Source organism: Methanobrevibacter sp. (genome assembly GCF_045116495.1).
Classification (GTDB): Archaea; Methanobacteriota; Methanobacteria; order Methanobacteriales; family Methanobacteriaceae; genus Methanocatella.
In genome coordinates, this window is record NZ_JBGULU010000148.1 from 1 (window position 1) to 2249 (window position 2249).

1 protein-coding gene is annotated in these 2249 nt (G+C 34.5%); it reads left to right on the forward strand.

Annotated features, from left to right (window positions below; all coding sequences use genetic code 11):
• Window positions 1-169: 169 nt before the first annotated feature.
• Entirely contained in the window at window positions 170-2038 is a 1869-nt protein-coding gene (locus ACJMLH_RS07985) for a hypothetical protein (RefSeq protein ID WP_295591777.1), read from the forward strand.
• The last annotated feature ends 211 nt before the right edge of the window (window positions 2039-2249 follow it).

Genomic DNA, 2249 nt, shown 5'->3' on the forward strand with positions numbered 1-2249 from the left:
CGGGAGTTTCGACATTTTCTAACACAAAAACTTAAAAAAATCTGATTTAACAAGGCCTAACGGCCTTTTTTTATTTATAAAAATGTAGTGCCCTTGTATTGACAAATACTAATAAAAGTGTATTATATATAAAATAAGGGTTTATATACTTTTTAATAAGGGGCACTACATGGCTTTTATACGTAGTAAGATAAAAAATGGAAAACCATGTTACTATATCGTTGAAAGTTATAGGGATGGCAAAGCCGTCAGGCAGCGTATTATTGAATATCTTGGAAGTGCTGAAAAAATATTGCCTCTGGCATTAAAAGGTTGGCAATCTACACAAAAAGCAAAAGAATCAGAATCAGGCATTGATTTTTCAAAAGTTACATTCAAATCATACGTTCATGGTTCTGTTATGGGATTGCTCTATATGGCTCAATATATAGGTATTGAAGAGATTCTTGATGAAATCCTTCCCAAAAAAAACATTAAAGGCATGACCAGAGGCAGGGTTTTATTATTAGCAATGATACACCGGGCAGTTGATCCTGGCAGTAAGAGAAACTTCTCCAATTGGGTAGAGCAGACAAGTTTACCCTATCATCTAAAATTTGAGGCTTCAGCACTTGGTTCGGCTGAATTTTGGGAGGCTATGGACGGGATTAGTGAGGATGAGCTAAAAACAGCGCAAAGAACAATTGTAAAGCGTATTTCTGATATCACTAATATTGATTTAAATAGGTTCCATCTTGATTACACCAACTATTTTACTTTCATAAATAGCAAAAATGGAAATTGTTTGATATGTAAGAGAGGACATAATAAACAGAAAAGGGATGATTTACGACAGTTCAGCCTTGCTGTATTAACCGCCTATTCTCTTCAGATACCTATAATATGGGATCTTTACGCAGGCAACAAAAATGATAAATCTGAATTTGCTGAATTTTCAGATAAAATTAAAAAAGAATTACAGAAAATGTCAATCATTCCGGAGGATGTGACGATAACATTTGATGGAGGCAGTAATTCTGAAGAGAACTTCAAAAATATAGGCTTTCATTTTATCTGTTCACACAGTTTGAAAGGACTTCCTGCTCTTTATGACATTGATATCAGCGAATACGAGAATGTTGAACTTAGCAGTGGTAAGACCAAACTTGCTTATCGTATTGATAATTTAACATTTTCAGGCGTTACAGGGACGGGAATATTGACTTTTAGTCAGGATTTGCTGGATGGACAGCTTGCTGAACTTGAGAAAGAGATTACCAAAATAAAAAATAATGTTGATGATTTAAATAATAAACTTAAGAATCCAAAATCACATATATTTTCAGAGTTGAACAACAGGAAAAAATTTATCGAAGCTGAGATTGTACAAGTAAAAAAATACAATGATGCTCTTAAAGAGGAGTTAAGCCAGCCAAAGAAGGGAAGACGCAAAAAGGAAAAAGATGAGCCTATATGGGATATGGAAAAGGAACTATTACAGATATTGGCTAAAAAGGTTTATTCCGGTAACCAATTTGCAAGCGAATTCAGTTCTATAAGTATTGAATTGCAGGAACATGATGAACTTAAGTCTTATCAGATAAAGCTCACAATAGACAATGAATTAAAAGAATCGTATTGCAATAAATATTATGGTAAAAAATTGACATGTACAGATTATACGAGCTGGAGTACATCCGATATTTTATCTGAATACGCTAATCAGGAGTGTATTGAAAACAATATCTTCAAAGTATCCAAAGATACGAGGCACTTTTCTGTAAGACCGCAGTATCATTGGACTGATGATAAAATTCGCTGTCATGTCTTCATTTGTCTTTCCGCAATGATAATTGCAGAAATGTTAAGAATGCGAATGGAAAAAGCCGGGTTAAAACTCACAAAATCGGCAATGCTTAATAAATTGTCTTTAATAAACGATGGGTGGATTTATAACGAAGGAAAGAAAGTTGTTAGGGCAATGGGAGAACTTGATTCTAATCAAAAGAGGATGTGGAATGTCATAGAAGATATCAAACAATCTCTGTCAACTAACTGATTGGCAAAAAAGTGCCAAAATGGGCACTACATTTAACAGTTGATTGAAGCCTTGTGTTACAAGGCTTCACGGGGTAACAGAAGTTATAATGTCGAAACTCCCGCTAGAAACTTGACTTCACCGCAACTGTAATTAAACCCCCTGCGGGAATAAAAAATAATAAGATTTCTAGCCATACTTCCTCTTTCCGAATCAGACACTATTCAACAGT

What these genes read in the sequence shown, in the direction of transcription:
- ACJMLH_RS07985 (WP_295591777.1), top strand. Translation starts at nt 170, where the DNA reads ATGGCTTTTATACGTAGTAAGATAAAAAATGGAAAACCATGTTACTAT.